Source organism: Stenotrophomonas sp. 24(2023) (assembly GCF_030913365.1).
Taxonomy (GTDB): domain Bacteria; phylum Pseudomonadota; class Gammaproteobacteria; order Xanthomonadales; family Xanthomonadaceae; genus Stenotrophomonas.
On sequence record NZ_CP133160.1, the window covers coordinates 3,099,365 to 3,124,669 of the forward strand.

General features: G+C 68.4%; 22 protein-coding genes. 12 read left to right on the plus strand and 10 right to left on the minus strand.

Going from position 1 to position 25,305, the window contains the following annotated elements; translation table 11 throughout:
* Positions 1-4: 4 nt before the first annotated feature.
* On the minus strand, positions 5-760 hold the full coding sequence (locus Q9R17_RS14010; protein WP_308155216.1) for an arginyltransferase: 756 nt from the start codon (positions 758-760) through the stop codon (positions 5-7).
* 155 nt (positions 761-915) lie between these two features.
* Here Q9R17_RS14010 and Q9R17_RS14015 point away from each other — a divergent pair, with 155 nt between their 5' ends.
* The gene (locus Q9R17_RS14015) at positions 916-1,494 is read left to right on the plus strand and encodes an EF-hand domain-containing protein (protein WP_308155217.1); all 579 of its coding nucleotides are present in this window, start codon (positions 916-918) and stop codon (positions 1,492-1,494) included.
* A gap of 90 nt (positions 1,495-1,584) precedes the next feature.
* Here Q9R17_RS14015 and Q9R17_RS14020 read toward each other — a convergent pair whose 3' ends face one another.
* From Q9R17_RS14020 to Q9R17_RS14035, 4 genes are all read right to left on the minus strand, one after another.
* A complete protein-coding gene (locus tag Q9R17_RS14020) occupies positions 1,585-2,796 on the minus strand; it encodes an RNA polymerase sigma factor (RefSeq protein WP_308155218.1) in 1,212 nt (403 codons plus the stop codon).
* A gap of 105 nt (positions 2,797-2,901) precedes the next feature.
* The gene (locus tag Q9R17_RS14025; protein WP_308155219.1) at positions 2,902-3,414 is read right to left on the minus strand and encodes a pathogenicity-like protein; all 513 of its coding nucleotides are present in this window, start codon (positions 3,412-3,414) and stop codon (positions 2,902-2,904) included.
* 3 nt (positions 3,415-3,417) lie between these two features.
* The gene (gene tesB / locus Q9R17_RS14030; RefSeq protein WP_308155220.1) at positions 3,418-4,326 is read right to left on the minus strand and encodes an acyl-CoA thioesterase II; all 909 of its coding nucleotides are present in this window, start codon (positions 4,324-4,326) and stop codon (positions 3,418-3,420) included.
* A gap of 71 nt (positions 4,327-4,397) precedes the next feature.
* The gene (locus Q9R17_RS14035) at positions 4,398-5,174 is read right to left on the minus strand and encodes an enoyl-CoA hydratase/isomerase family protein (protein ID WP_308155221.1); all 777 of its coding nucleotides are present in this window, start codon (positions 5,172-5,174) and stop codon (positions 4,398-4,400) included.
* A 30-nt stretch (positions 5,175-5,204) separates the two neighbouring features.
* Here Q9R17_RS14035 and Q9R17_RS14040 point away from each other — a divergent pair, with 30 nt between their 5' ends.
* Positions 5,205-5,651, plus strand: coding sequence for a copper chaperone PCu(A)C (locus Q9R17_RS14040; RefSeq protein WP_308155222.1), 447 nt, complete (start codon positions 5,205-5,207; stop codon positions 5,649-5,651).
* A gap of 130 nt (positions 5,652-5,781) precedes the next feature.
* Here the strand turns inward: Q9R17_RS14040 and Q9R17_RS14045 are convergent, their stop codons facing one another.
* The 3 genes from Q9R17_RS14045 to uvrA form a co-directional block, all read right to left on the minus strand.
* On the minus strand, positions 5,782-6,531 hold the full coding sequence (locus tag Q9R17_RS14045; protein WP_308155223.1) for an enolase: 750 nt from the start codon (positions 6,529-6,531) through the stop codon (positions 5,782-5,784).
* A 220-nt stretch (positions 6,532-6,751) separates the two neighbouring features.
* Positions 6,752-7,159: a thioesterase family protein gene (locus Q9R17_RS14050; protein WP_308155224.1), complete on the minus strand. Its 408-nt coding sequence runs from the start codon at positions 7,157-7,159 to the stop codon at positions 6,752-6,754.
* Entirely contained in the window at positions 7,159-10,134 is a 2,976-nt protein-coding gene (gene uvrA / locus Q9R17_RS14055; protein ID WP_308155225.1) for an excinuclease ABC subunit UvrA, read from the minus strand. Before uvrA ends, Q9R17_RS14050 begins: the two co-directional genes overlap by 1 nt.
* Before the next feature lie 347 nt (positions 10,135-10,481).
* Between uvrA and rplU the strand changes: the two genes are divergently transcribed.
* The 3 genes from rplU to cgtA all read left to right on the plus strand — a co-directional run bounded on the left by rplU (position 10,482) and on the right by cgtA (position 12,302).
* Positions 10,482-10,790 (plus strand): 50S ribosomal protein L21, encoded by a 309-nt coding sequence (gene rplU / locus Q9R17_RS14060; RefSeq protein WP_308155226.1) that lies wholly within the window; start codon positions 10,482-10,484, stop codon positions 10,788-10,790.
* Positions 10,791-10,808: 18 nt separating this feature from the next.
* On the plus strand, positions 10,809-11,072 hold the full coding sequence (gene rpmA / locus Q9R17_RS14065) for a 50S ribosomal protein L27 (RefSeq protein ID WP_049467623.1): 264 nt from the start codon (positions 10,809-10,811) through the stop codon (positions 11,070-11,072).
* 177 nt (positions 11,073-11,249) lie between these two features.
* Positions 11,250-12,302 (plus strand): Obg family GTPase CgtA, encoded by a 1,053-nt coding sequence (gene cgtA / locus Q9R17_RS14070; RefSeq protein ID WP_308155227.1) that lies wholly within the window; start codon positions 11,250-11,252, stop codon positions 12,300-12,302.
* A 168-nt stretch (positions 12,303-12,470) separates the two neighbouring features.
* On the opposite strand, the gene rpsT is transcribed toward cgtA, so the two are convergent.
* Positions 12,471-12,740 carry a 30S ribosomal protein S20 gene (gene rpsT, locus Q9R17_RS14075; protein ID WP_005408560.1) on the minus strand — a complete coding sequence of 90 codons (270 nt, stop codon included), beginning with the start codon at positions 12,738-12,740 and terminating at the stop codon, positions 12,471-12,473.
* Positions 12,741-12,857: 117 nt separating this feature from the next.
* Here rpsT and murJ point away from each other — a divergent pair, with 117 nt between their 5' ends.
* The 7 genes from murJ to Q9R17_RS14110 all read left to right on the plus strand — a co-directional run bounded on the left by murJ (position 12,858) and on the right by Q9R17_RS14110 (position 22,531).
* Positions 12,858-14,462 (plus strand): murein biosynthesis integral membrane protein MurJ, encoded by a 1,605-nt coding sequence (murJ, locus tag Q9R17_RS14080; RefSeq protein ID WP_308158349.1) that lies wholly within the window; start codon positions 12,858-12,860, stop codon positions 14,460-14,462.
* A 75-nt stretch (positions 14,463-14,537) separates the two neighbouring features.
* Positions 14,538-15,485 (plus strand): bifunctional riboflavin kinase/FAD synthetase, encoded by a 948-nt coding sequence (locus Q9R17_RS14085; RefSeq protein ID WP_308155228.1) that lies wholly within the window; start codon positions 14,538-14,540, stop codon positions 15,483-15,485.
* Positions 15,482-18,313 carry an isoleucine--tRNA ligase gene (gene ileS / locus Q9R17_RS14090; protein ID WP_308155229.1) on the plus strand — a complete coding sequence of 944 codons (2,832 nt, stop codon included), beginning with the start codon at positions 15,482-15,484 and terminating at the stop codon, positions 18,311-18,313. Before Q9R17_RS14085 ends, ileS begins: the two co-directional genes overlap by 4 nt.
* Entirely contained in the window at positions 18,313-18,831 is a 519-nt protein-coding gene (lspA, locus tag Q9R17_RS14095; RefSeq protein WP_308155230.1) for a signal peptidase II, read from the plus strand. Before ileS ends, lspA begins: the two co-directional genes overlap by 1 nt.
* Positions 18,832-18,864: 33 nt before the next feature.
* Positions 18,865-19,815 carry a 4-hydroxy-3-methylbut-2-enyl diphosphate reductase gene (ispH, locus tag Q9R17_RS14100; RefSeq protein WP_308155231.1) on the plus strand — a complete coding sequence of 317 codons (951 nt, stop codon included), beginning with the start codon at positions 18,865-18,867 and terminating at the stop codon, positions 19,813-19,815.
* 146 nt (positions 19,816-19,961) lie between these two features.
* Entirely contained in the window at positions 19,962-21,845 is a 1,884-nt protein-coding gene (locus Q9R17_RS14105; protein ID WP_308155232.1) for a peptidase M61, read from the plus strand.
* On the plus strand, positions 21,842-22,531 hold the full coding sequence (locus tag Q9R17_RS14110; protein WP_308155233.1) for a lysoplasmalogenase: 690 nt from the start codon (positions 21,842-21,844) through the stop codon (positions 22,529-22,531). Before Q9R17_RS14105 ends, Q9R17_RS14110 begins: the two co-directional genes overlap by 4 nt.
* Here Q9R17_RS14110 and Q9R17_RS14115 read toward each other — a convergent pair.
* Positions 22,501-25,299, minus strand: a complete 2,799-nt coding sequence (locus tag Q9R17_RS14115) for a TonB-dependent receptor (RefSeq protein WP_308155234.1) — start codon at positions 25,297-25,299, stop codon at positions 22,501-22,503. The genes Q9R17_RS14110 and Q9R17_RS14115 overlap by 31 nt on opposite strands.
* Between the last annotated feature and the right edge of the window lie 6 nt (positions 25,300-25,305).

The window sequence follows — 25,305 nt, forward strand, 5'->3', positions numbered from 1 at the left end:
TTTGTCAGAGGCCGTCCAGTTCACCGTCGAAATCGTGCCAGCGGCGGCCGTCATAGGCCTCCAGCGGCCGGAAGCGGCGCTTGTAGTCCATCTTCTGGTGGCCACGGATCCAGTACCCCAGATAGACATGGGGCAGGCCCTCGCGGTGGGCCCAGGCCAGCTGCTGCAGGATGGCGAACGTGCCCAGCCCGCGTCCGGCATGGGCCGGGTCGAAGAAGGTGTAGACCGCCGACAGCCCATGTTCGGTCACATCCGTTACCGCCACGCCCAGCAGCTGGCTGGGCTGGCCATCCTGTGCCGGCAGCCGCATTTCCATGAAGCGCGTATGCGACCAGCTGCCGATCAGGAACTGCTCGAACTCGTGCGGCCCGTGGTCGTCCATGCCGCCATTGGCATGGCGGTGCACGAGGTAGCGGTGGTACAGCGCGAACAGGTCATCGCGCGGGGCCGCGGCGGTGATGCGCACTTCCAGGTCGGCATTGCGGGCCGCGCAGCGGCGCTGGCTGCGGTCGGGGGCAAAGCGGGCTACCGGGATGCGTACTGCCACGCAGGCCTGGCACTGCGCGCAGTGCGGGCGGTAGACCAGGTCGCCACTGCGGCGGAAGCCCCAGCTCAAGGCCATCGGGTACAGCCCGCCCAGGCGCCGGTCATGCGGGTCCAGCACCAGATCGCGTGCAACCCGGTCCGGCCAGTAGCCGCAGGGATGCTCGCCGGTCTGGAACAGCCGCAGGTCGTCGTCTCGGTCGCCGTGGATCGCCATGGGGACAGCATAGCCCCTGGGGATCGCAGCGGGCGCGACTGTCCGCGGGATGAACGGCGCCGCTGGCCGGGTCAACCGATGGGCCGGCCGGGCGTTGTTGTCCCCCGAGGGTGACGAACGCACCCCGCCGCGATTTTCCATTCCTGGAGTGACCCATGAACCGTACCCCCCTGCTGCTGGCCCTGCTGCTGAGCACTTCCGCCGCTGGTGTCGCCCTGGCCGCCGATGCGCCGGCCCCCGCGCCGGGCCCGTCGCCACGCCTGGCCAAGCTGGACACCAATGGCGATGGCGTCATCGACCGCCAGGAAGCGGCTGCCGCGCCGTGGTTGGCCCAGCACTTCGATCAGCTGGACAAGAACAAGGATGGCAAGTTGTCGGCCGATGAGCTGCCGCACTGGAAGCGTGGCCACCGCGGCCCGGGCGGCGAGCGCTGGGCCAAGCTGGACACCAACAAGGACGGCCGCATCAGCCGTGCCGAAGCACAGGCCGACCCGCGCCTGGCCGCGCGTTTCGACCAGCTGGACCTCAACAAGGATGGCTACCTGGACAAGGCCGACCGCGAGCTGGGCATGAAGCAGCGCCGTGACGCGTGGTTCGCCGCTGCCGACACCAACAAGGACGGCCAGCTGAGCAAGGCCGAGTTCGATGCGGCCAAGGGCTTCGGTTTCGGCCCGCGCCACGGCGGTCGCCCGCCGCGTGACGGGCATGGCCCGAAGCCGGCCCCGGCCAACTGAGCCGACACCGGACGGCGCCCTGCCGTCCCGCGCACCGCGTGTACTGACCGATCGCCGGCCGTGTGCCGGCGATTGGCCGTGGGGCGGGTGTCAGCGCAGCAACGCCCAGGCGATGGCGGCCAGCACGATCAGGTTCATCAGCACGATGCCCAGCCGCCCGTAGGCGGCTTCGTACTTCCAATGGGGGCCCTTGCGCCCGCGGCGTGCCGCATCGCGGGCGACCAGCGGGGCCATCAGCCGTTGCAGCGGTACCAGGCACTGGTAGTTCACCACGCCCAGGCCCAGCGCCGCGACCGTCAGCAGCAGCCACAGTTCGACCCGCAGCAGCACCACGGCCAGGATCGCGATGCAGGCGAGCATGCCGGTAAGGGTGTTGATCCACAGGAAGCGCAGGATGCGCGCACGCTCGGCGCCGTTTTCGGCAAACGACAGCAGGAAGCGCCCGCCGAAATAGCTGCCGGCCACGCCGCCGATGATGCCCCCGATGATGGCGCCCAGGTTCATGTGCATCTCCACCGTGGGTACCTGGGCCAGTGCGGCGGCCAGCGATCCCAGTGCCGTGCCCCCGGCCGCACTGGCACCGCCCAGCCCCAGCTTGCCGCCACCGACACCCACGCCAGCCCCGAGCAGGATGGCCGCGCTGGCAGTGCCCGGCGCAGCCACCAGCACCATCGAGACCACCGTGGTGGCGAAGGCCGCGCTGGGGGCGCTGCTGCGCGCGAACGCGCCGAAGCGCTGCAGCATCCCTTCGCGCACCATGCCGCGTGCGCGCGACAGGCGCTTGCGTACGGCCGCATCGCTCAGCCCGAGCAGATCGGCCACCTGCTGCGAGCGCTGGCCTTCGCGGTAGTACAGCAGCAGGACTTCGCGGCTTTCCTCGGGCAGGGCGGAAATGATGTCCTCGGCGGCCACTTCTTCCTCCAGCCGCAGCAGGCGGTCGGCGGCATCCGGTGCCGGGTCGGCGGCCATGCTGATGGCCAGCTCGGCCGCCTCGCCGGACAGCGGGCGGCCGCGCTGCGTGCGCAGCCAGTCGCGGGCCAGGTTGCGGGTGATCTGCCGCAGCCAGGGCAGGAAGCTGCTCGGGTTGCGCAGCTGGTGCAGCTGCTGCCAGCCGCGCACGAACGCTTCCTGGGCGATGTCCTCGCTGGCCTGGCGGTCGCCGGTGATGGCCAGCGCGATGGCGGTCACCGTGTTCTGGCAGGCCAGCACGATGCGGCCATAGGCATGCTGGCAGCCGCCGGCGGCTGCCGGCAGTTCGTGGTGCAGGGTCTGGTCGATGCCCGGTACGGTGACAGCATTCATGGCGGCGGCTCCTTGCAGGGATTGTGTCCCATGACGGGGCCGCGCGCGGTTTGTGACCTGCCGGTTTTCCGGTAACGCCGGGCCGTGCCCGGCGCTACCGGCGGGTTACGTTGACGGCTGGATCCGTACCCGCACTTCTTCCTCGTCGGCCGGCGGCGGTGCCGGTGCGGCCGGCTGGGCCTGCTGCGGCTGCGCCTGCGGTGCCGGTACGGCCGGGGCGGTTGCCGGTGCGCCGCGATGGCGCAGGCCGATCACCAGCGCGACGGCGGCGATGACCACCAGCAGGGCGATGCGGATGCGCCAGGCCCAGTTGCGTCCGCTGGAGGGCTCGGGCGTGTCGCGGAAAGCGAACTCGGCGGTGGGATGGTCGCGGCGGGTGGTTTCCAGCAGGCGGGCTTCGCGCAGGATCTCGCGTGCACGCGGCTGGTCGTTGGCATGCACCACCCACAGGGTCGGGTACATCGAGGGCTTGCCCGATTCCAGGTAGCTGAACTGGCCCTTGCGCTTGCTGTGGTACGAGCGGCCGTTGGTGATGCGGGCCTCGATGCCGGCATCGTGCAGCAGTTTGGCCACGCCCTCGACGGTTTCCACGCGCTGGCTGCTGAAGATCTGGCGCATCGTTTACTCCTTGGCCGGCACGGCGGCTGCAGCGGCCTGGTCGGGCACCACGCGGATCAGGCCTTCCTGCGCGGTGCTGGCGACCAGCACGCCATTACGGGTGAAGAACTGGCCGCGCGCCAGCCCGCGCGAATCCTGCGCGCTGGGGCTGTCCAGCGAATACAGCAGCCAGTCGTCGGCACGGAACGGCCGGTGGAACCAGATCGCATGGTCCAGCGAGGCCATCTGCACGTGCGGGTGGTAGTAGCTGATGCCGTGCGGGAACGTCGCCGTGCCCAGCAGATGGAAATCCGATGCGTAGGCCAGCAACGCCTGGTGCAGTTCGGGGGCATCACCGACCGGTTCGTTCAGGCGCATCCACACCTGGTGGTAGGGAGGGCGCTTGGGCGGGTTCAGTTCGTCGCGCGGGTACACGTGGCGGAACTCGAACGGGCCGCCGCGCGAGAGCCAGCGCTGCACCTTGATCGGCAGGCGCTCGAGCACCTCCGGCGGCAGCGGGCGGTTGGGCTCGATGTCTTCCGGGGCCGGCACCTCGGGCATCTTGTGCTGGTGCTCGGCACCGGTTTCGGCCTGCTGGAACGAGGCCGCGCAGAAGAAGATCACCTTGCCGTGCTGGATCGCGGTGACCCGGCGCACGGAAAAGCTGCCGCCGTCACGGGTGCGGTCCACGTCGTAGACGATGGGGTGGTCGATGTTGCCGGCCCGCAGGAAGTAGGCGTGCAGCGAATGCACGTGGCGGCCGTTGTCCACGGTGGCCTGGGCGGCGGCCAGCGCCTGCCCGAGCACCTGTCCGCCGAACACGTACTTGGTGCCGATGTCGCGGCTCTGGCCGCGGAACAGGTTGTCTTCCAGCCGCTCCAGGGTGAGCAGTTCGATCAGCTCGGAGACGACGGGTTCGGGCGTGTCGTTCAAGGGGACGGCCACAGCGGTGAAGAGGGCTCGATTATACCGGTGCGCACGGCCCCCTCCGTTGCCGGGCCCCTTTACTTGCCCAGCCGGGCCACCAGCGCCTGCAGGGCGTTCTGTGCGTCGGGGGCGAACCAGGCGTCGACGAAACGGTCCAGCTGGATCAGGTCCGGGTGCAGGGCCTCGTGCAGGTCCACGCGCCCGACCGCACGGGTCAGCAGCATGGGCTGGCGGGGCTGCTTGAGCAGGTGCTGCAGCCAGGCCAGGGCGCGGGCCACGACCAGCTCACCTTCGGCCAGTTCGTCGACCAGGCCGATCTGCAGGGCCTGTTCGGCCGGCACCAGCGCCCCGGTGTTCAGCAGCACGCTGGCGCGGTGCGGGCCGACCACGCGGCGCAGCAGGCGCTGGATGCCTTCCGGGGCAACCAGGCCCACCTGCACTTCGTTCAGGCCGATCGCGTAGGGGCGGGCCGGGTCGGCGCTGCGCGCCATCACCCGGTAATCGCAGCACAGGGCCAGCACGCAGCCACCGGCCGGGGCGTGGCCGGTGATCGCGGCCACCACCGGAATGCGGCTTTCGGCCACGGTACGCACCGCGCCGAAGAAGGCGTTCCAGCTGTCCAGCAGCTTGTGCTTGTCATCGCCATGGGACAGCAGGTGTGGCACGTCCATGCCACCGGTGAAGATGCGTTCGCTGCCGGACAGGATCACGCCGTGCGCGTCGTCGGCCATCGCCTGTTCCAGGGCGTGGATCAGCTGCCGGCACAGCTCGGTGTCCAAGGCGTTGACCGGCGGGCGCGCCAGGCGCAGCTCGCGGATGGGGCCATGGTTGATCACCTCGATGAGCGTGGTCATGCTGCAGTCTCGTTGCGGAGGGATTCGAGGATGATAACCAAACCATTCGTTGGCGTATTGTTCGCGTTGTGTGCGGGCGCAGCATCGGCTTCGGCGGCCGAGGTGGGCTGCGTGACGGTCGAGCAGGGATGGGTGCGGCTGCCGCCCAGCGCGGGCATGCCGATGACCGCCGGCTACGGCTTGATCCACAACGGCTGCGCGAAAGCGGTGGCCATCACCGGTGCACGCAGTGCCCGCTTTGCTGACGTGTCGTTGCACGAAACCACGATCGTCGATGGGGTCAGCCGCATGCGTGCGGTCGAGCGCCTGCCGCTGGCGCCGGGCGCCCGCGCCGAGCTCAAGCCCGGTGGCCTGCACCTGATGCTGATGGAGGGCAAGGGTGCGTTGAAGGAAGGCGAGGCCGTGCCGCTGCAGCTGCAGCTGGAGGGCGGTGGCGAGGCCAGCGCGACGTTGGCGGTGCGCAAGGCTGCGCCGTAAGGGGATGGTGGTGCCGGCCGCCGTAGCGTCGAGCTTGCTCGACTGCTCCGGCCAACAGCAGTCGAGCAAGCTCGACTCTACGAAGCGCAGGCGACGCACCCGGTAGCGCCGGGCCATGCCCGGCGGCGTCTTACGACCAGTCGAACGTAAACAGGACCGTGCGGCTGGCCGGTTCGTAGAACATCACGATCGCATCGGCACCGGCCGCGACCCAGTGGCTGGCCGGCACGCTGGCCACGTGGAAGAACGCATGGCCGTCGCGGGTCAGTTGCAGGCCATCGTCGGGCAGGTGGCTGCTGTCATTGCGGAAACGCAGGCTGCCACGCTGCCGGTAACCGGCCAGATCCTGCAGCTGGAATGCCGCAGGCAGTGGGGCGTAGTCGGACCAGTTGCCAAACCAGATCGGGCCGCCCAGTTGCTGCAGCCATGCCTGTTCGTCCAGTTCGCCCTCGCCGTAGCGCGAGCAGCTGGCCAGGCGCCCATGCTGCAGGAAATGCGCACGCGCCTTGGCATGGCTCTCGCGCATTTCGACGATGTGGGCGCGGGCCTCTTCTCCCTCCACCGCCTCGCCCAGGAAGTAGTCCTGCGTGCCCAGGAAGCGCATTTCGTTGCCCGCGGTCAGCTCGAAGGCGATCCAGTTGATGCCGGTGAACGCGTTGTGGTGCGCGGTGGTGTCGTCACCGATACAGCCTTCATAGGGCTCGATCGGGCACAGCAGGGTGGCCATCTGGCCGGCCAGCTCCGGGCGCAGCTCGCCCAGGTCGATCTTCAGCAGCGGCAGCAGGTGCTGGCCGAGCCAGGCCTGGTCGGCGGGGAAGACGTCGGCGGGGAAGGGGGCCATGCCGGGCAGCAGGTCGTGCAGATCGGTGTGGTGGATCATCTCAGTCCTTTGAGTGGGGAAAAACGGGTATGGCGTGGCGCGCAGCGTCGAGCTTGCTCGACTGCTTCAAGCAAGAGCAGTCGAGCAAGCTCGACTCTACGAAGAGCAGCACCCGGGCGCGCCGGATAATGTGCAGCCTCCGGTAGCGCCGGGCCGTGCTCGGCGGGCGAAACGCCGACCAAGGTCGGCATCTACCAGAAGCGCATCAGCCAGAAGCGCATCAGCTCGACGCGTTGCGGATCGCGTCCGGCAGCGGCGCGCTCTTGCCGGTCTGGGTGTCCATCCAGACCACCACCACGTTGCCATCCGAGTACAGCTTCGCATCATCCTGCGGGTCGACGATGCGGTGGCCGATGGTCACGCTGCTGTTGCCCAGGCGTTCGACGAACAGCTCGACCACGATGTCGTTGGGCCACACGATCGGCAGCTTGTAGTTGACGTTGGTGGCAGCCACGACCGGTGCGATCCGGTCGGTCATCGACACGCCTTCCACGCCCAGCATCCAGCGCACGCGCGCTTCTTCCAGGTAGGAAATGTACTTGGCGTTGTTGACGTGGCCCATGCTGTCCATGTCCCGCCAGCGCACGCTGATCGGGATGCGGGCCAGGATCTTGTGTTCGCTGCTCATCAGGCGTCCTTCTTCTTCTTGCTGGCGGTGCCGGTGCTCTTGGCGGCGACGGCCTTCTTGGCCGGCTTTTCAGGCTTCACCTTGCGCGGCGGGCGGGCGTCGGGCTTGTTGGCCACCGCGGCCGGGCGTTCCGGGCGTGCGCTGGTGGAGGGCAGCATCTTGGCCAGGAACTGGCCGGTGTACGACTGCGGGCAGGCCGCCACGTCTTCCGGCGTGCCGGTGACCAGGATGGTGCCGCCGCGATGGCCGCCTTCCGGCCCCAGGTCCACGATCCAGTCGGCGGTCTTGATGACGTCCAGGTTGTGTTCGATCACCACCACCGTGTTGCCTTCGTCGCGCAGCTTGTGCAGCACGCCCAGCAGCGCTTCGATGTCGTGGAAGTGCAGGCCGGTGGTCGGCTCGTCCAGGATGTACAGCGTGCGCCCGGTATCGCGGCGCGACAGTTCCTTGGACAGCTTCACGCGCTGCGCTTCACCGCCGGACAGCGTGGTCGCGCTCTGGCCCAGCTTGATGTAGCTCAGGCCCACATCGACCAGCGTTTCCAGCTTGCGCGCGATCGAGGGCACCGGCTCGAACAGCTTCAGCGCATCCTCGACGGTCATTTCCAGCACGTCGTTGATGTTGTGGCCCTTGTACAGGATCTCCAGCGTCTCGCGGTTGTAGCGCTTGCCGTGGCAGACATCGCAGGGTACGTACACGTCCGGCAGGAAGTGCATCTCCACCTTGATCAGGCCATCGCCCTGGCAGGCTTCGCAGCGGCCGCCGCGCACGTTGAAGCTGAAGCGGCCCGGCGAATAACCGCGCGCGCGCGCTTCGGGCACCTGCGCGAACAGTTCGCGCAGCGGGGTGAACAGGCCGGTGTAGGTGGCCGGGTTCGAGCGCGGGGTGCGGCCGATCGGTGACTGGTCGATGTCCACCACCTTGTCGAACAGGTCCAGGCCATCGATCTCCTTGTACGGAGCGATCGGGTGCGAGGCGCCGTTGATCTCGTTGGCGGCCAGCGAGAACAGCGTGTCGTTGATCAGGGTCGACTTGCCCGAGCCGGACACGCCGGTCACGCAGGTCAGCAGGCCCGACGGAATATCCAGGTCCACGCCCTTGAGGTTGTTGCCGCTGGCCCCGCGCAGGCGCAGGGTCATCTTCGGGTTCGGCTTGTGCCGGCGCGCCGGGATCTCGATCGCGCGCTTGCCCGACAGGTACTGGCCGGTCAGCGAACGCGGCGCTTCCAGGATGTCCTGCAGGGTGCCCTGGCCGACGATCTCGCCGCCATGCACGCCCGCGCCCGGGCCGATGTCCAGCACGTAGTCGGCCAGGCGGATGGCATCCTCGTCATGCTCGACCACGATGACCGTGTTGCCCAGGTCGCGCAGGCGGGTGAGGGTGCCCAGCAGGCGCTCGTTGTCGCGCTGGTGCAGGCCGATGGACGGCTCGTCCAGCACGTACATCACGCCGACCAGGCCGGCGCCGATCTGGCTGGCCAGGCGGATGCGCTGGGCCTCGCCACCGGACAGCGTATCGGCCTTGCGCTCCAGGGTCAGGTAATCCAGGCCCACGTCGACCAGGAAGCCCAGCCGCTCGGCGATCTCCTTGACGATCTTGGTCGCGATCTCGCCGCGCCAGCCCGGCAGGTTGAGCTCGTTGAAGAAGGTCAGCGCTTCGTCGATCGGCAGCACCACCAGCTCCGGCAGCGGGCGGTCGGCCACGAACACGTTGCGGGCGGCCTTGTTCAGGCGCGCGCCATTGCATTCCGGGCAGGCCCGTTCGCTGATGTACTTGCCCAGTTCTTCCTGCACCGCCGCCGATTCGGTTTCCTTGTAGCGGCGTTCCAGGTTGGGAATGATGCCCTCGAAGCGGTGCTTGCGCTGGGTGCGGCCACCGGCTTCGGTGAAGTAGGTGAAGGTGATCGCCTCCTCGCCGCTGCCGTACAGCACCGCCTGCTGCACATCGGCCGGCAGCGAGCTCCACGCCGCGTCGACGTCGAACTTGTAGTGCTTGGCCAGCGAGGCGATCAGCTGGAAGTAGTAGGCATTGCGGCGGTCCCAGCCACGCACGGCACCCGCGGCCAGCGACAGTTCCGGGTGCACCACCACGCGCGAGGGGTCGAAGAACTCGGCCATGCCCAGGCCATCGCAGCCCGGGCAGGCGCCCATCGGCGCGTTGAACGAGAACAGGCGCGGTTCCAGTTCCGGCAGCGAGTAGTCGCAGACCGGGCAGGAGTACTTGGACGAGAACAGGGTCGGCTTGGTCTCGGCGTTGTCCAGCGACTGAACCGAGGCCATGCCGTCGCCCAGCTTCAGCGCGGTTTCGAAGCTCTCGGCCAGGCGCTGCTTGATGTCTTCGCGCGGGCGGAAGCGGTCGATCACCGCCTCGATGGTGTGCTTCTGGCGCAGTGCCAGCGGCGGTACCGCGTCGATTTCATGCAGTTCGCCGTCCACGCGCACGCGCACGAAGCCCTGCGCGCGCAGCTGGTCGAACACCTGCGCGTGCTCGCCCTTGCGGTCACGGATGACCGGGGCCAGCAGCATGTAGCGCTGTTCCGGGTCCAGGGTCAGCACCTGGTCGACCATCTGGCTGACCGTCTGCGCTTCCAGCGGGTAGCCGTGGTCCGGGCAGCGGGGGGTACCGACGCGGGCGTACAGCAGGCGCAGGTAGTCGTAGATCTCGGTGATCGTGCCCACGGTCGAGCGCGGGTTGTGCGAGGTCGACTTCTGTTCGATCGAGATGGCCGGGGACAGGCCCTCGATGTGGTCCAGGTCCGGCTTCTCCATCACGCTCAGGAACTGGCGCGCATAGGCCGACAGCGATTCGACATAGCGGCGCTGGCCTTCGGCGTAGATGGTGTCGAAGGCCAGCGAGGACTTGCCCGAGCCGGACAGGCCGGTGATCACGATCAGCTTGTCGCGGGGCAGGTCGAGGTCGAGGTTCTTCAGGTTGTGCGTCCGCGCGCCGCGGATGCGGATGAAATCCATCGCCATGGGGAATCCGGTTGTGGGGGCGTTGGCTGGGTGCCGGCCAGCAGGGCGAACCAGCGGGGAGCAGCAATCGGTCAGCCTACCGAGGTGACCAGATGGGGGCAATGGGCGACAATGCCAGCCCGGTGTCTCACCTTGTGAGACAGGCCGACAGCTTTGTGCAGGCTGGGCCCTGCCCGGCAGCGTGGACCCCGAACCGTTCAGCCGGGCAGGCCCCGGCGCCGCAGCCCCGGCCCGGGCCGTTCAGGGCTTGACTTGACCCGTCCCGGCTGATCTGCGTACAATCCCGCTCCTGTCCGCCCTCGATGGCGGCAGCTCAGACCACAATAACTACAGAGGAAGGCCTGGTCATGTACGCAGTACTGGTCACCGGCGGTAAGCAATACCGCGTAGCGCAGGGCGAAACGCTCCGCGTTGAAAAGCTCGAAGTCGAAGTCGGCAGCGAGATCAAGTTCGACAACATCCTGCTGCTGGGCGACAGCGATGGCATCAAGATCGGCGACGCGCTGAGCGGCGCCTCGGTCACTGCCAAGGTCGTGTCCCAGGGTCGTGCTGACAAGGTGCGGATCATCAAGTTCCGTCGCCGCAAGCACCACATGAAGCGTCAGGGTCACCGTCAGTACTACACCGAAATCGAGATCACCGGCATCGCCGGCTAAGCATCAGGAGAAGCAGTCATGGCACATAAAAAGGGCGTAGGCTCCTCGCGCAACGGTCGCGACTCCAACCCGAAGTACCTCGGCGTCAAGATCTTTGGCGGCCAGGCCATCGAAGCCGGCAACATCATCGTGCGCCAGCGCGGCACCCAGTTCCACCCGGGTACCGGCGTCGGCCTGGGCCGTGACCACACCCTGTTCGCCCTGACGGACGGCAAGGTGGAGTTCTCGGTGAAGGGCCCGAAGAAGCGTCGCACCGTCAGCGTCGTCTCGGTCGAAGCCTGATACGGCAACGGCCGGCGGCCATGCCCCGGCATGGCACCGCTGCATGAAGAGCCCCGCTTCGGCGGGGCTTTTCGTTAGAGTGACAGGAAGACCGGCCGCGCCGGGTTGCCGGCTTGCAGCTGGCATTACATCCAAGGCAGCGGCACAGATGCCGCGCCCATCGCAGGCACTGAAACAATGAAACTGGTAGACGAAGCAGAAATCGAAGTGTTCGCCGGCAACGGCGGCAACGGCTGCATTGGCTTCCGTCGCGAGAAGTTCATTCCGCTCGGCGGCCCGGACGGCGGCGACGGCGGTGCGGGCGGCAGCGTGTACATCCGCGCCGACGAAAACCTGAACACCCTGGTCGACTTCCGCCATGACCGCATCTTCAGGGCGCAGCGCGGCGAGAACGGCATGGGCCGCCAGGCCTATGGCAAGGGTGGCGAAGACCTGACCATCACCGTGCCGGTCGGCACCGTGGTGATCAACGTGGCGACCGACGAAATCATCGGCGACCTGACCCGGCATGGCGACCGCCTGCTGGTGGCGCAGGGCGGCCGTGGTGGCCTGGGCAACATGCACTTCAAGAGCTCGACCAACCGCTCGCCGCGCCAGGCGCTGCCGGGTGAGCCGGGCGAAGAGCGTACCCTGAAGCTGGAGCTGAAGCTGCTGGCCGACGTCGGTCTGCTGGGCTTCCCCAATGCCGGCAAGAGCACGCTGATCCGTGCGGTGTCGGCCGCCACGCCGAAGGTGGCCGATTACCCGTTCACCACGCTGTACCCGAACCTGGGTGTGGTGAAGGTCGAGAACTACCGCAGCTTCGTCATCGCCGACATTCCCGGCCTGATCGAAGGCGCCGCCGATGGTGCCGGCCTGGGCGCGCAGTTCCTGCGCCACCTGCAGCGCACCCGCCTGCTGCTGCACCTGGTGGACATCTCGCCGATGGAAGGCGGTGTGGAAGGCATTTCCCCGGTCGAGCAGGTGCGTGCCATCGAGCGCGAGCTGGAAAAGCACGACCCGGAACTGCTGGCCAAGCCGCGCTGGCTGGTGCTGAACAAGGCCGACCTGATGTTCGAGGACGAGGCCCAGGCCGCGGCAGAGCAGATCGTCGCCGAGCTGGGCTGGAAGGAGCCGTGGTTCCTGGTCTCCGCGCTGGGCCGCGAAGGCACCTTCCCGATCATGAGCCGGATCATGGCCTTCTTCGATCGCCAGAAGGAAGATGAGCTGGAAGCCCGCAACGCGCAGTGATGCCGTTGTGGTTTCCGCAGGAACCCGGCTTCGGCCGGGTTTTTTGTTGGCGGCGCGCGACGGGTGCGGGCGCCGTGGCGGCCTCGGATCGCAGGCAACAAAAAACCCGGCCAGGGGCCGGGCTTTTGTCTGCGACCCGGCCCCGGAGGGCAGGGCGGCAACGCCGGATCAGGCGGCCTTGAGGGCCTTGATGCGGTCGTTCAGGCGGCTCTTGTGACGGGCAGCCTTGTTCTTGTGGATCAGGCCACGCGCGCTGAAGCGATCCAGGATCGGCTGGGCAACGGCGAAGGCGGCTTCGGCGCCGGCGGCATCGTTGGCGTCCAGCGCCTTGATCACTTTCTTGACAGCGGTGCGCAGCATCGAGCGCTGAGCCACGTTGCGCGCGTTGCGCACGACGGTCTGCTTGGCGCGCTTCTTGGCGGACTTGATATTGGCCACGGTGGTGGTTTCCTGAAAAAATCGGTGTTATGGGAACAGCAAGCTAGCTAGTATGATGGCGCCAGAAATGTACGTCAAGTCGATTGTCAAGAGGGACGTGGAGTGAGTTCACCCAAGCTGTTGCGGGGCCTGCTGTCGTTCAGCAGCATGACCATGGTCTCGCGGGTCCTCGGGCTGGTCCGGGACCAGGTGATCACCACCACGTTCGGCACCAATGCGGTGACCGACGCCTTCTGGGTCGCCTTCAGGGTACCCAATTTCCTGCGCCGGTTGTTCGCCGAAGGCTCTTTCGCGACCGCCTTCGTGCCGGTGTTCACCGAGGTGAAGGAAACCCGCAGCCACGCCGAACTGCGCGAACTGATGTCCCGCGTGGCCGGCACCCTGGGCGGGGTGCTGCTGCTGGTGACCGCGCTGGCGCTGATCTTCGCCCCCCAGCTGGCGGTGGCCTTCGCCAGCGGTGCCGACACCGACCCGGCCAAGCAGGGCCTGCTGGTCGACCTGTTCCGGCTGACCTTCCCGTTCCTGCTGTTCGTCTCGCTTACCGCGCTGGCCGGCGGGGCACTGAACAGCTTCCAGCGCTTCGCCATGCCGGCGCTGACCCCGGTCATCCTCAACCTGTGCATGATCGGCGGCGCGGTCTGGCTGGCCCCCCGGCTGGGCGGCACCCCGGAAAAGCAGATCCTGGCGCTGGGCTGGGCGGTACTGGCCGCCGGCCTGCTTCAGCTGCTGTTCCAGCTGCCCTCGCTGAAGGGCATCAACCTGCTGACCCTGCCGCGCTGGGGCTGGCGCCACCCGGGCGTGCGCAAGGTGCTGACCCTGATGGTGCCGACCCTGTTCGGCTCGTCGGTGGCGCAGATCAACCTGCTGCTGGATACGCTGATCGCCGCCAAGCTGACCGATGGTTCGCAGTCCTGGCTGTCGCTGGCTGACCGCTTCCTGGAACTGCCGCTGGGCGTGTTCGGCGTGGCCCTGGGCACGGTCATCCTGCCGGCGCTGGCCCGCCACCATGTCAGCACCGACCGCGAGGGCTTCTCCCATGCGCTGGACTGGGGCCTGCGCACCACGCTGCTGATCGCCGTGCCGGCGATGCTGGGCCTGCTGCTGCTGGCCGAGCCGCTGATCGCCACGCTGTTCCAGTACCGCCAGTTCACCGCCTTCGATACCCGCATGACCGCGCTGTCGGTGTACGGGTTGAGCTTCGGCCTGCCGGCCTTCGCCCTGCTCAAGGTGGTGCTGCCGGCCTTCTATGCCCGGCAGGACACCAAGACCCCGGTGCGTGCCGGCGTGGCGGCCCTGGTGGCCAACATGGTGTTCAACTTCGCCCTGCTGGCCGTGCTGTACCAGGTGATGGTGCCCGACGAACTGAAGGCGCAGGGCGTGATGGTGGCGCTGGGCAAGCAGCCGGGCCTGCACCTGGCGCTGGGCATTGCCAGCGCGCTGTCCAGTTACCTGAACCTGGGCCTGCTCTGGTACTGGCTGGGCAAGACCGATGTCTACCAGCGCCGGCCGGGCTGGGGCGGCTATGTCGGCCGGCTGGCACTGGCCTGCATCGCCATGGTCGGCGTGCTGCTGGCACTGCTGTACGCCCTGCCGGCCTTCACCGGGATGGACAAGTGGCACCGGATCGGCGGGTTGGCCCTGCTGGTCGGCAGCGGCGGCCTGACCTACCTGCTGGCCCTGCTGGCGCTCGGCTTCCGCCCGCGCGACCTGCGCGGGCATTGATCGTCGCCTGCGGCGGCTATACTTCATGGTTACACCATGGAAACGGCGGCCCCTGGCGGGCCGGATCAAGAGTTGATGAGCAGGCTGTTCAGAAGCGTCGAGGGCGGGGAGCTGTTCCCCAGCGGAAGCGTGGTCTGCATCGGTGCATTCGACGGCCTGCACCTGGGCCATCGTGCGCTGGTGCGGCATGCCGTCGCGCGCGCGCGCGCCCTGGGCGTGCCGGCCGTGGCCGTGGCCTTCGAGCCGCTGCCGCGTGAATTCTTCGCCCAGGGCACGCCGCCGCCGCGGCTGACCCTGGCCCGCAACAAGGTCGCGATGCTGCGCGAACTGGGTGTGGACGCGGTGGGCCTGCTGCGCTTTGACGCGGCCATGGCCGCGATGCCGGCCGAGCAGTTCGTCGAGCGCCTGCTGGTCAGCCGGCTGGGTGCCCGCGAGGTCTGGATCGGCCCGCAGTTCCAGTTCGGCAACCGCCGCCGCGGCGATCTGGCCCTGCTGCAGAAGATGGGCGCCACGCGCGGTTTCACCGCCGGCGAGATCGATGCGGTGGACCTGCACGGCGACCGCATTTCCAGCACCCGCATCCGCCAGCTGCTGCAGGACGGCGATTTCGCCCGCGCCGGCGACCTGCTGGGGCGCCCCTACGCGATCAGCGGCCGGGTGGTGCGCGGCCGCCAGCTGGGCCGTACGCTGGGCTTCCCCACCGCCAACCTGCGCTTCCCCAAGACCCCGCCGCTGGCCGGCATCTACGCCACCTGGATCCACGGCGTGTTCGACCAGCCGTGGCCGTCGGTGTCCAGCTTCGGCACCCGGCCCACCGTGGACGGGGTCGAGCCGCTGCTGGAGGCGCACCTGTTCGATTTCCAGGGCGACCTGTACGGTCGCCACATCGAAGTCGAATTCGTCGCCAAGCTGCGTGATGAAGAGAAGTTCCACGACCTGGCGGCGTTGACCGACCAGATGCACCGCGATGCCGAACAGGCGCGCGCCATCCTTTCCGAACATAGATTGCGAGCCACTGCGTGAGCCAGGACTACAAGACCACCCTGAACCTGCCAGCCACCGAATTCCCGATGCGCGGCGACCTGCCCAAGCGCGAGCCGGGCATTCTGGCGCGCTGGGAAGCGCAGGGGCTCTACCAGCAGCTGCGCGACAACGCTGCCGGCCGCCCGCTGTTCGTGCTGCATGACGGCCCGCCGTATGCCAACGGCCGCATCCACCTGGGCCACGCGGTCAACAAGATCCTCAAGGACATCATCGTCAAGTCGCGCTACCTGGCCGGCTTCGATGCGCCCTACGTGCCGGGCTGGGACTGCCATGGCCTGCCGATCGAGATCGCGGTGGAAAAGAAGTGGGGCAAGGTCGGCACCAAGCTCGACGCCGTTGAATTCCGGCAGAAGTGCCGCGAGTTCGCCGAAGAGCAGATCGACATCCAGCGCGCCGATTTCAAGCGCCTGGGCGTGACCGGTGACTGGGACAACCCGTACAAGACCCTGAGCTTCGACTTCGAGGCCAACGAGATCCGTGCGCTGGCCAAGGTCGTGGCCAACGGCCACCTGGTGCGCGGCGCCAAGCCGGTCTACTGGTGCTTCGACTGCGGTTCGGCACTGGCCGAGGCCGAGATCGAATACCAGGACAAGACCTCCCCGGCGATCGACGTGGCCTACGCCGCGCGTGATCCGCAGGCGCTGGCGCAGCGGTTCGGCGTGACCCTGCCGGCCGGCGTGGACGTGGCCGTGCCGATCTGGACCACCACCCCGTGGACGCTGCCGGCCTCGCTGGCGGTGTCGCTGGGTGCGGACATCGAGTACGTGCTGGTGGAAGGGCCGGCGCACAACGACCAGCCGCGCTGGCTGGTGCTGGCCGCGGCGCTGGCCGAGCGTTCGCTGGCCCGCTACGGCGTGGATGAGGTGGTGGTGCACGGCCGCGCCGCCGGTGCCGCGCTGGACCGCCAGGTGCTGGCCCACCCGTTCTACGCCGAGCGCGACATCCTGGTGCTCAACGGCGAGCACGTCTCCGACGAGGACGGCACCGGTGCCGTGCATACCGCGCCCGGCCACGGCCAGGAAGACTATGTCGTCAGCCAGAAGTACGGCCTGCTGGAGCAGTACAACGCCGGCCAGGTGACCCCGATCGACGGCCGTGGCTTGTACCTGGAATCGACCCCGCCGGCCGGTGGGGTGGTGCTGGCTGGCCAGCACCTGTGGAAGGCGCAGGAACTGATCGTGCAGGTACTGCGCGACAGCGGCGCGCTGCTGGCCTTCGTCGAGATCCGCCACAGCTACCCGCACTGCTGGCGCCACAAGACGCCGGTGGTGTTCCGCGCCACCCCGCAGTGGTTCATCTCGATGGACAAGGCCCACCTGCGCCGCGATGCGCTGGCCGCCATCGACACCGTCGGCTGGTTCCCGAGCTGGGGCAAGGCGCGCATCCAGAGCATGGTCGATGGCCGTCCGGACTGGACCATCTCGCGCCAGCGCACCTGGGGCGTGCCGATCGCGCTGTTCACCCATCGCCAGACCGGCGAGATCCACCCGCGTTCGGTGGAACTGATGAACCAGGTGGCCGACCGCGTTGAAGCCGAGGGCATCGACGTCTGGTATTCGCTGGATGCGGCCGAGCTGCTGGGCAGCGAAGCGGCCGATTACGAGAAGGTCACCGACATCCTCGACGTCTGGTTCGATTCGGGCGTCACCCATGAAGGCGTGCTGCTGGCACGCGGCTTCGGCAAGCCGGCCGACCTGTACCTGGAAGGCTCGGACCAGCACCGCGGCTGGTTCCAGTCCTCGCTGCTGACCGGCGTGGCCATCGACCAGCACGCCCCGTACAGGCAGTGCCTCACCCACGGCTTCACCGTGGACGAGCACGGCCGCAAGATGTCCAAGTCGCTGGGCAACGGCATCGAGCCGCAGGACATCATGAAGACGCTGGGTGCGGACATCCTGCGCCTGTGGATCGCCTCGGCCGATTACAGCAACGAGATGTCGCTGTCGCAGGAGATCCTCAAGCGCAACGCCGATGCCTACCGCCGCCTGCGCAACACCGCACGCTTCCTGCTGGGCAACCTGGACGGCTTCGATCCGGCCCGCCACCAGGTGGCACCGGCGGAGATGGTCGCGCTGGACCGCTGGATCGTGCACCGCGCCTGGGAACTGCAGGAAAAGATCAAGGCCGCGTACGACGTGTACAACATGGCCGAGATCGTCCAGCTGCTGCTGAACTTCTGCAGCGTCGATCTGGGCTCGCTGTACCTGGACGTGACCAAGGACCGGCTGTACACGATGCCGACCGATTCGCACGGCCGCCGCTCGGCGCAGACCGCGATGCACCACATCGCCGAGGCGTTCACCCGTTGGGTCGCGCCGATCCTGACCTTCACCGCCGACGAGCTGTGGGGCTACCTGCCGGGCGAGCGCGCCGGCCACGTGCTGTTCTCCACCTGGTACGACGGCCTGGCGCCGCTGCCGGCCGATGCCCAGCTGGGCGCGGCCGATTTCGAGCAGCTGCTGGCCGTGCGCGAGCAGGTGGCCAAGGTGCTCGAACCGATGCGCGCCAACGGTGCCATCGGTGCGGCGCTGGAAGCGGAAATCACCATCGCCGCCAGCGAAGAGCAGGCCGCGCGCTGGCAGCCGCTGGCCGATGAGCTGCGCTTCCTGTTCATCAGTGGCGACGTGCAGGTGCGCCCGGCCACCACCGATGATGTGTTCGTCAGTGCACAGCCGACCACCAAGGCCAAGTGCGTGCGCTGCTGGCACCACCGCGCCGATGTGGGCGCCCATGCCGATCACCCGGAGCTGTGCGGCCGCTGCGTGAGCAACGTCGACGGTGCCGGTGAAGCGAGGAGGTGGTTCTGATGGCCGCGCCGCGTCCGAACCCGAATGCACTGGTCTGGCTGCTGCTGTCGGTGCTGGTCATCGTCCTGGACCAGTGGTCCAAGGCCTGGGTGCTGTCCAGCCTGCCCGAGTACCAGCCGGTGGTGGTCATCGACGGCTTCTGGAACTGGTTCCGCACCTACAACACCGGTGCGGCCTTCAGCTTCCTGAGCGATGCCGGCGGCTGGCAGAAGTACTTCTTCACCGCGCTGGCGCTGGGCATCAGCGGCCTGATGGCCTGGTGGCTGCGCGGTACCGCCCGTGGCAACTGGCGCAGCGCCGTGCCGTATGCCCTGGTCATCGGCGGCGCCATCGGCAATGTGGTCGACCGCCTGGTCCACGGCCACGTGGTCGATTTCATCCAGTGGTACATCGGCGACCACTACTGGCCGTCGTTCAACCTGGCCGATGCGGCCATCGTGGTCGGGGCCGTGGGTATCGCCCTGTTCGGCCTGTTCGAGGGCAAGCCCGCCAAAAAGGCGGATAATGCCAACCCGTAACTCCAAGCCGGCCGCTGCCGGGAGATTGAACTGATGGATGTGCTGCTCGCCAACCCGCGTGGATTCTGTGCCGGCGTCGATCGTGCGATCGAGATCGTCAAGCGCGCGATCGAAACGCTCGGCGCGCCCATCTATGTCCGCCATGAAGTGGTGCACAACCGCTTCGTGGTCGATGACCTCAAGCAGCGCGGCGCGATCTTCGTCGAGGAACTGGACGAAGTGCCGGACAACAACACGGTCATCTTCAGCGCCCACGGCGTGTCCCAGGCCGTGCGCCAGGAAGCCGAGCGCCGTGGCCTGAAGGTGTTCGATGCCACCTGCCCGCTGGTGACCAAGGTCCACTTCGAAGTCGCCCGCCACTGCCGTGCCGGCCGTGACGTGGTGCTGATCGGCCATGCCGGCCACCCGGAAGTGGAAGGCACCATGGGCCAGTGGAACCGCGAAGCCGGTACCGGGCAGATCTACCTGGTCGAGGACGTGGAGCAGGTCGCCACGCTGCAGATCAACCAGCCGGAAAACTTCGCCTACACCACCCAGACCACGCTGTCGGTGGATGACACGCGCGGCATCATCGACGCCCTGCGCGATCGCTTCCCGGCCATGCAGGGCCCGAAGAACGATGACATCTGCTACGCCACGCAGAACCGCCAGGATGCCGTGCGCGACCTGGCCAAGCGCTGCGATCTGGTGCTGGTGGTCGGCTCGCCGAACAGCTCCAACTCCAACCGCCTGAGCGAACTGGCCCGCCGTGAAGGCGTGGAAAGCTACCTGATCGACGGTGCGCATGAAATCGACCCGAACTGGGTTGCCGGCAAGCAGCACATCGGCGTGACCGCCGGTGCTTCCGCGCCGCAGGTGCTGGTCGATGGCGTGCTGGCGCGCCTGGCCGAACTGGGGGCCAATGGCGTGTCCGAACTGGACGGCGAACCGGAATCGATGGTGTTCGCGTTGCCGAAGGAACTGCGGCTGCGATTGGTGGATTGATCGGACCGTACCGCGTCCACGCAGGGCGCGGGCGTACCGGTGGGCATCCACGCAGGGGTGGATCCACCGTCCCATGACCTTTGGCCATGGGGCATGGCGTCCCGCAGGCCTAGCATCGGAAGCCCCCTCCACAGGATGCTTCCGTGATGAAAACGCCGGCCTTGGCAATTTCCCTGCTGCTTGCCCTTGGCAGTGCTCCGGCCTTCGCACAGAGCGCGCCGCCCGCAGACAGCGCCTGGCCGGGCACGCTGCGCATCGACGTGGATGCGCGTGACCTGGACCGCCGCATCTTCAAGGTCACCACCACCATCCCGGCCAAGCCGGGCCCGCTGACCCTGCTGTACCCGCAGTGGATTCCCGGCAACCATTCGCCCACCGGGCCGATCGACAAGCTGGCCGGCCTGCAGGTCACCGCCAACGGCAAGCCGTTGAAGTGGGAGCGGGACCAGTACAACGTCTATGCCTTCAAGGTGAACGTACCGGCCGGTGCCGGTGAAGTGGTGGCGCGCTTCAATTTCCTGTCCTCGCAGGGCGGTGGCCAGGGCCGGGTGGTGATGACCCCGGAAATGCTCAACCTGCAATGGAACGCCAACTCGCTGTATCCGGCGGGTGTGCCGGCGGGGCAACTGCAGGCACAGGCCCGTGTCACCCTGCCCAAGGGCTGGTCCTACGCGACCGCACTGGAAACCGAACGCCGCGAGGGGGACACCGTGGTGTTCAAGCCGATCCGCTATGACCACCTGGTCGATTCACCGCTGTTCGCCGGCCTGCACTACACGCGGCTCGACCTGGACCCGGGCGCCAAGGTGCCGGTGCACCTGAACGTGTTCGCCGACGAGGCCAAATCACTGAAGGTCAGCGATGAGCAGCTCAAGCTGCACCGCGCGCTGGTGCAGCAGGCCGACAAGCTCTATGGCGCGCGCCACTACGACCACTACGACTTCCTGCTGGCCCTGACCGACCGCCTCGGCGGCATCGGCCTGGAGCATCACCGCTCCAGCGAGAACAGCGCCGCGCCCGGCTACTTCACCGACTGGGATGCCAATTGGCTGGGCCGTGACCTGCTGCCGCACGAATACAACCACTCCTGGAACGGCAAGTACCGCCGCGGCAAGGATCTGGCCACGCCGGATTTCAACGTGCCGATGGGCGACAGCCTGCTGTGGGTGTACGAAGGGCAGACCCAGTTCTGGGGCCAGGTGCTGGCCGCGCGCTCGGGGTTGTGGAGCGTGGCGCAGGCCCGCGACACGCTGGCCAACGTCGCTGCCGTGTATGACCGCGGCCGCCCGGGCCGCGCCTGGCGTCCGCTGCAGGACACCACCAACGACCCGACCATCGCCCAGCGCCGCAGCCTGGCCTACCGCAACTACCAGATGAGCGAGGACTACTACTCCGGCGGGCAGATGCTGTGGCTGGACGTGGAAGGCAAGCTGCGCGAACTCAGTGGCAACCGCCGCAGCCTGGATGACTTCGCCAAGGCGTTCTTCGGCATGGGCAACGGTGACTGGAACGTCAATCCGTACACCTTCGAGGATGTGGTGGCGACCTTGAACGGCATCGCGCCGTACGACTGGGCCAGCTACCTGCGCGAGCGCCTGGACGGCCATGGCCCGTTGATCGGTGGCCTGGAGGCGGCCGGCTGGAAGCTGGTCTACCGCGATGTACCCAATGAGGGTTTCAAGGCGCAGGAGAAGCGCAGCAAGGTCGCCAACCTCACCTATTCGCTTGGCGCGTCGGTGGCCGAAGGTGGCGTGGTCGGTGATGTGCTGTGGGACAGCCCGGCCTTCAACGCCGGCCTGGCACCGGGCATGCGGGTGGTCGCGGTGGAAGGGCGCGAGTACAGCCATGAACGGCTGAAGGATGCCGTGGCCCGCGCCGCCACGGACAAGGCGCCGATCCGCCTGCTGGTGAAGCAGTTCGACCGCATCGAGCCGATGGACATCGCGTACCACGGTGGCCTGCAGTACCCGGTGCTGGAACGCATCGCCGGTCGCCCCGACCGCCTAGCCGAGTTGTGGAAGGCGCGATGAACCCGCGCCTGCGCGATGCGGGCATCGTGCTGCTGGCGGTCGCCGCGATCGTCGGCGCCTCTGCGGCGGCGGATGCGCGGTGGCTGCACTGGCTGGCCAAGCCAGCCGCCACGCTGCTGATCGCCAGCATCGTCTGGCAGGTGCAGCCGGCGCTGTCGCCGCGTTACCGGCGTGGCGTGCTGCTGGGCATGGCGCTGTCGTGCCTGGGCGATATCGCGCTGATGCTGCCGCTGGACGCCTTCCTGCCGGGGCTGGTGGCCTTCCTGCTGGCGCACCTGTGCTACATCGCCGCCTTTGCCGGGGGCGCGCGCGGCGGGCGGGCGCTGCTGGCCAGCGTGCTGTTGCTGGGCGCTGTGGCGGCGGTGAATGTGATCGGCCTGTGGCCGCACCTGCCCGTGCCGATGCGCCTGCCGGTGCTGGTCTACGTGGGCGCGCTGGCACTGATGGCGGCACTGGCGCTGGCCCGCGCGATGCAAGGCCACGCATCACCTCCCGGTGCGCGCTGGGCGGCCGGTGGCGCGCTGCTGTTCGTGGCCAGCGACGCTCTGCTGGCCTGGGACCGCTTCGCCGGTGGGCTGCCGCAGGCCAGCCTGCTGGTGCTGGCCACCTATTACGTCGCGCAGTACGGCATTGCGCGCTCGGTGGCCGGTGCCGATCAGCGGAACTGCAGGGTCAGCAGGAAGTAGCGGCCCAGCGGATCGTCCAGCCCGGCCAGCTGCCCGCCACTGTCGGCCTGGTAGTTCACCGGCTGCGCATCAAGCAGGTTGTGCACGTCCAGCGCGGCCGTCACGCGGCGGCCCAGCTGCCGCGCCAGGTGCAGGTTCCAGCGCACCTGGTCGGGGTTCATGCAGCGCTGTTGTTCGTGCTGGTCCGGGCGACAGGTGGTGCCGGCCTCCCAGGCGCGGGTACGCCCGGTGTAGTTGCCACGCAGGGCGATGTCCCAGTGATCGTTCTGCCATTGCGCGGCCAGCACCGCAGCGCGGGTGGGGGCGCCATGGCCGCGCAGGTCCACGGTATCGCCATGGTCGCGGCGCCGTTCCAGTGTCTGCTGCTTGAGGGCATCCAGCGAGAACCGCCATTGGCCTGTGCTGCGGGTGTCGAGGGTGTACTCGCCACGCAGCACCCAGTTGCGCGAAACGGTCTGGCCGATGTTGTCGAAGTACAGCCGCAGCCGTTGCAGCCTGCCGGTATCGTTGCGTACCCAGGTATCCGGTGCCCAGCTGGCATCGGCCGGCTGCAGCGCGAGGATTTCATTGCGCAGTTCAACGATGTTGTGGGTCAGCGACAGCGACAGCGCCGGTGTCGGCGACCAGCTGGCCGCCAGCGAGTGGCTGCGCGAGCGTTCCGGTTGCAGTTCGGGGTTTTCCACCACGTCCACGCCGACCAGGCAGCCACGGCGGGTGGGCTGCGCGCAGGGGGGCAGGCCCTGCGGGTTCACCCACACCTGCTGGAAGTACCCCGGTGGCCGGCGCTGTTCGAACAGGCTGGGCGCACGGTAGCCGCGGCCACTGGCCAGCAGGAACGACCACTGTTCGCTGGGTGTCCAGCGCAGGCCCACGCGTGGCGAGAACGCACGGGTGCCGTTGTCGTGGTCCAGGCGCCCGGCCAGGTCCAGGCGCAGCGTCGAGGCCAGCGGCATGCCCAGTTCGCCGTAAGCGGCGCTGGCGGTGCGCGTCATGTGCCGGTAGCCCTGTGGCAGGCCCAGCGCCAGCTCGCCTTCGCCCAGCAGCGGGTCCGGCTGCGAGGTCCAGGTCTCACGCCGCAGGTCCACCCCGCTGGCCAGCTGCGCGGCACCGCCAGGCAGGGTGAACAGGTCGCGCTGCACGCCCCACCAGGCCTGCCACTGGTCGGTGCGGCCGCGGTTCTCGATGCGGGCGAACAGATCGCTGGCCGTGTCGGCCGCCACGGTGCTGAAGCCGGGCATGAAGCCACGCTGCGTCGCGTCCTGCAGCGTCTGCGTGCGCAGCGTGCCATCGGTCGCCAGGGACACCTCGCTGCGCTGGCGGCTCAGGCCGGCCTCCCAGCTGCGCCCGTGCTGGTCGCGGCCCAGGCCGATGGTAATGTCCGCTTCGCTGGCGCGCACGCGCGGGCGGATCTGGCCACCTTCGGGGAACGCCTGGTTGAAGACCAGGCTGCTGTAGCCGGGCACGGCGATCGCCGCCGCCGTCGGCCCCAGTTCGAAGCGTTGCCGGTTCTGGCTGCCGCGTGCTTCCAGGTACACATAGCGGCCCTGGCCACGGTCGTGGCGGTAGCGCGCATAGGCGGCCAGGGTGGTGGCTTCCGGCTGCAGCGAACGCGAGCGTGAGGCATCCAGCCAGCACCCCTCGCTGTCGAGCTCCAGCGGGGCAGGGCACAGGCGCGCTGGCAGCAGGTAGTAGCCATCGCGGGTCACCAGCCCCATCGGGTAGCGCTCGCTGTCGCCGTGCCATGCGCGGCGGTCGCCGGCCACGTGTGCGGCGCGGTGCATGTCCAGGCCGGCGAACCAGCGGTCGCCACCGTCGCGCAGCCCGCCGGTGGCCACCTGCAGGCGGTACTGCTGCCCATCCCCCTGGCTGCTCACGCCCGATTGCAGCATGGCTTCAGGGCCGTCGGCCTGGTCACGCAGGATGATGTTCACCACCCCGGACATCGCATCGGCACCGTAGATGGCCGACGCACCGCCACGCACCAGTTCGATGCGGTCCACGAAACTCAGCGGAATGCCGCCCAGATCGGTCAGCCCGCCCAGCTCCAGCGACAGCATGGGGTAGCGTGGCAGCCGTCGGCCATTGACCAGGAACAGCGTGGCGCGCGGCCCCATGCCATCCAGGCTGGTGGTGGCCGCCGCACCGACTGGCAGGTACACCGAATCGCCACTGCGCGAGGTGCTCAACGGCGGGTGGCCGTTCATGCCGGGCAGGTGGCGCAGCAGGTCGAACAGGGTGCCATAGCCGCTGCGCACGATTTCATCGCGGTCGATCACCGCCACCGGCAGCGTGGTCTGCACCGAGGTGCGCGGTAGCCGGCTGCCGGTCACATGCACCGGCGCCAGTTCCACATCGGCCGGTGCCGGCACTGCGGGGGCGGGTGGGGCTGCCACCCGGGCCACTGCGGCGGGCGCTGCGGGCGCCGGGGAGGGCGTGCGGCGGCGCACCGCGATGGTGCCCGAAGGGGTCTGCAGCACGGTTACCGGCAGGCCATCGGTCAGGCGCTGCAGGGCGACCATCGATGGCAGCGTGCCACTGATCCCGGCTGACCCCAGCCCGGCCAGTTCGCGTGCATCGAAGACCAGCGCATGGCCACTCTGCCGCGCCCACTGCTGCAGCGCCTGTACCAGCGGGCCCTGTGCGATGTGGTAGTCGGTGCTGCTGCGCGGGCGGTTGTCGGCCCGGGCGGTGGCGGGGCAGGCCGCCACCAGGGCCACGCACAGCAGCGGCCAGCGCAGTGCGTGCAGCAGCGGCCAGCATGCTGCCATGCCGAT

Coding starts and splice junctions, on each gene's coding strand:
- Q9R17_RS14010 (WP_308155216.1), bottom strand. CDS start 760: ATGGCGATCCACGGCGACCGAGACGACGACCTGCGGCTGTTCCAGACC.
- Q9R17_RS14015 (WP_308155217.1), top strand. CDS start 916: ATGAACCGTACCCCCCTGCTGCTGGCCCTGCTGCTGAGCACTTCCGCC.
- Q9R17_RS14020 (WP_308155218.1), bottom strand. CDS start 2,796: ATGAATGCTGTCACCGTACCGGGCATCGACCAGACCCTGCACCACGAA.
- Q9R17_RS14025 (WP_308155219.1), bottom strand. CDS start 3,414: ATGCGCCAGATCTTCAGCAGCCAGCGCGTGGAAACCGTCGAGGGCGTG.
- Q9R17_RS14035 (WP_308155221.1), bottom strand. CDS start 5,174: ATGACCACGCTCATCGAGGTGATCAACCATGGCCCCATCCGCGAGCTG.
- Q9R17_RS14040 (WP_308155222.1), top strand. CDS start 5,205: ATGATAACCAAACCATTCGTTGGCGTATTGTTCGCGTTGTGTGCGGGC.
- Q9R17_RS14045 (WP_308155223.1), bottom strand. CDS start 6,531: ATGATCCACCACACCGATCTGCACGACCTGCTGCCCGGCATGGCCCCC.
- Q9R17_RS14050 (WP_308155224.1), bottom strand. CDS start 7,159: ATGAGCAGCGAACACAAGATCCTGGCCCGCATCCCGATCAGCGTGCGC.
- uvrA (WP_308155225.1), bottom strand. CDS start 10,134: ATGGCGATGGATTTCATCCGCATCCGCGGCGCGCGGACGCACAACCTG.
- rplU (WP_308155226.1), top strand. CDS start 10,482: ATGTACGCAGTACTGGTCACCGGCGGTAAGCAATACCGCGTAGCGCAG.
- rpmA (WP_049467623.1), top strand. CDS start 10,809: ATGGCACATAAAAAGGGCGTAGGCTCCTCGCGCAACGGTCGCGACTCC.
- cgtA (WP_308155227.1), top strand. CDS start 11,250: ATGAAACTGGTAGACGAAGCAGAAATCGAAGTGTTCGCCGGCAACGGC.
- Q9R17_RS14085 (WP_308155228.1), top strand. CDS start 14,538: ATGAGCAGGCTGTTCAGAAGCGTCGAGGGCGGGGAGCTGTTCCCCAGC.
- lspA (WP_308155230.1), top strand. CDS start 18,313: ATGGCCGCGCCGCGTCCGAACCCGAATGCACTGGTCTGGCTGCTGCTG.
- ispH (WP_308155231.1), top strand. CDS start 18,865: ATGGATGTGCTGCTCGCCAACCCGCGTGGATTCTGTGCCGGCGTCGAT.
- Q9R17_RS14105 (WP_308155232.1), top strand. CDS start 19,962: ATGAAAACGCCGGCCTTGGCAATTTCCCTGCTGCTTGCCCTTGGCAGT.
- Q9R17_RS14110 (WP_308155233.1), top strand. CDS start 21,842: ATGAACCCGCGCCTGCGCGATGCGGGCATCGTGCTGCTGGCGGTCGCC.
- Q9R17_RS14115 (WP_308155234.1), bottom strand. CDS start 25,299: ATGGCAGCATGCTGGCCGCTGCTGCACGCACTGCGCTGGCCGCTGCTG.